Source organism: Candidatus Accumulibacter vicinus, from assembly GCF_000584955.1.
Lineage (GTDB): Bacteria > Pseudomonadota > Gammaproteobacteria > Burkholderiales > Rhodocyclaceae > Accumulibacter > Accumulibacter vicinus.
On record NZ_JDSS02000049.1, the window covers coordinates 6,950 to 9,035 of the forward strand.

Genomic DNA, 2,086 nt, shown 5'->3' on the forward strand with positions numbered 1-2,086 from the left:
CTCGCCTTCATGAATGGCGACCTCGGTGTAGTCGTCCCAGTTGTTGATGCACTCGTACCACCCGCCTTCCAGTCCAACGCCGTCGGCGTCGGTTTCTGCAGCCTGCTCATCCGTCAGCCATCGCGCCATCACGGTGCGCGCTTTGGCATTGCGGTTCATGTAGAACAGGATCACCTTCTTGCCCGTCATCGGCGCTGTAGCTATCGGCTGCCACGCGCCTAACTGGTCGTTCGAGCCGAGTGCCCCCGGCGTTGCTTCAGTGGTCATCATTCCTCCGTGGCCGGTGTCACCGGCTCAACTCCAACGTTGTGCGTCTTGCCCTCATCCACCGGCATGCGCAGCGGGCAATCACGCGCTGTCGGCGGCTCGATGTGCGCCACCGGGCCGTCGTTTTCATCCTGGCAGTAGTGCGCTACCCAGCGCTTGCACTCCTGGCACTCCGGCGCCAAAAACGTGTCTTCGGGCCACGCGCGGCCACGGCAGCGCGCAACGTCAGCCGGCAGTGTCATCATGCGTACACGATGGCGGGGTTCATGCGGTGGCCCTTTCAGCCTGGGTGCCAATGGCGCGGCCGAACGCCACGCACTCGGCGATCAGTTCGTTTCGCGGGGTCTTGCTGGTCAGCACGGCCAGGGCGCCTGCCATGAAGGCTCGTTGCACCATCAAGCGGTGCTCGGACGACTTCAGCTCCGCGTAGTCGGCGGCTTGGTCGATGAGCGAAGCCGTCATGCCGCCACCCCTTCGCGCTGCGCCAGGCGCACGCGCTCGATGTGGCGTTGCAGCGCGAAGCACACACGCTCGAAGTCGCTCTGGCGGTAGAACTTCGCGGCGCCCGCGGTCCGGGCCGGCTTGATGCACAGCGTGTCTGCGACGAATGCGGCGGTCATCGTGACGCCCAGGCGCTCGCAGATCGTGCCGAGATTGAGCGTGGCCGGCTCGTCGGCTGCGGCCGGTGCAGGCGGTACCAGCGCGACCACTGGAGCCGGCGCAGGTGCCGGTGCTGCTGGCAATGCCTGCGCGATGGCCGCGCGCGCCGCCGCTTCCTCGGCTGCCTTTCGCGCAGCTTCTTCGGCCTGGCGGCGTTGCTCGGCCGCGCGGGCTTCGGCCTCGGCGCGTTGCCGCTCGCGCGCTTCCTCGGCGGCCTTGTGCGTGGCGATCCGCGCTTGCAGCACCGCGCCGAAGTCGTCGGCCGCCTTATGCACGAGATGGCCCAAGTCGGCAAACAGGAACTCAAGGCCAGCGGCCTGCTGCTGGAAGGTGGCAACGTTGGTGCGGATGCCGCGCGCCTGCGCGTCGGCTGCGATCTTTGCCGAGGCGAGCAGGCTGCCGAGCTTGTCCTCGATGCTGGCCACGGTGCGCAGGCCCTTGATGGCGCCCGCGAAGTCGGCCGGCAGCGCGGGCAGCCGCATCGGCGCGATCTCGGCATTGAGCCCGGCGACGTGCTCGTCAAGTGCGCGGCGTGCGCGCGTCACGGCCTCGTCCTTGACCTCGGTCTTGCGGCGCGTCACCAGCTTGTCGAGGTCGAGGCGGACCCGCTTCGCCTCGGCGCTGATGTCGTCGATCGCCTTGAAGAGGGCGTCGATGCTGGCGGTCTGAGACAGCGCGTGGTCCTTGGCGGCCTTGAGGCGGCTTTCGACATCACCGCACCACTTCACGGCCTTCTCGGCATCTGCAAAGTCTTGGTCGGTGCGGAGGTCGCGGTTCACGCTGCGGATCGCGGCCAGTGCGGTGGCCTTGAACTCGGCGAGGTTGCTGGCGGTGACCTCGCCGGTGACCTCGATGCGCAGCGCCGGCAGAGACTCGGGCGCCTTGCCGAGCGGCGCCGGCTCTGCCGGATCGGGCACAGAGTAGGCGGTCAGGTCACGCTCGAACTGCGCCCACCCGTCGACGATCTGCTGGCGCAGCGCGTGGTCCGGGTAGTACCAGCAGTGCTGCTCCTCGATCAGGTCGCCTGCCGCGGTCCAGGCACTGGCCATGAACAGGATGCGCTCTGCGCCGCTGACGAGCAGTTGCTGCTCCATCTGCACACGGTGGTAGATCGGAAGCCGGCTGCCGCTCTCGTCATCGGTGCCGGCGGCGAACGCGG

3 protein-coding genes and 1 pseudogene are annotated in these 2,086 nt (G+C 68.1%); all 4 read right to left on the reverse strand.

Annotated elements, in window-relative coordinates:
- Positions 1-270, reverse strand: a pseudogene (locus CAPSK01_RS19635) (hypothetical protein); the annotation flags it as partial.
- The gene (locus tag CAPSK01_RS19640; protein ID WP_034930814.1) at positions 267-512 is read right to left on the reverse strand and encodes a hypothetical protein; all 246 of its coding nucleotides are present in this window, start codon (positions 510-512) and stop codon (positions 267-269) included. The gene CAPSK01_RS19640 and the pseudogene CAPSK01_RS19635, both read right to left, overlap by 4 nt.
- Before the next feature lie 19 nt (positions 513-531).
- On the reverse strand, positions 532-729 hold the full coding sequence (locus tag CAPSK01_RS19645; RefSeq protein ID WP_034930816.1) for a hypothetical protein: 198 nt from the start codon (positions 727-729) through the stop codon (positions 532-534).
- The coding region (locus tag CAPSK01_RS19650; RefSeq protein WP_273704141.1) for a hypothetical protein at positions 726-2,086 on the reverse strand (1,361 nt) is incomplete at its 5' end. The genes CAPSK01_RS19645 and CAPSK01_RS19650, both read right to left, overlap by 4 nt.

Bases quoted from the DNA above. Each gene is read 5' to 3' on its own strand.
- CAPSK01_RS19640 (WP_034930814.1), bottom strand. From the start codon at position 512: ATGATGACACTGCCGGCTGACGTTGCGCGCTGCCGTGGCCGCGCGTGG.
- CAPSK01_RS19645 (WP_034930816.1), bottom strand. From the start codon at position 729: ATGACGGCTTCGCTCATCGACCAAGCCGCCGACTACGCGGAGCTGAAG.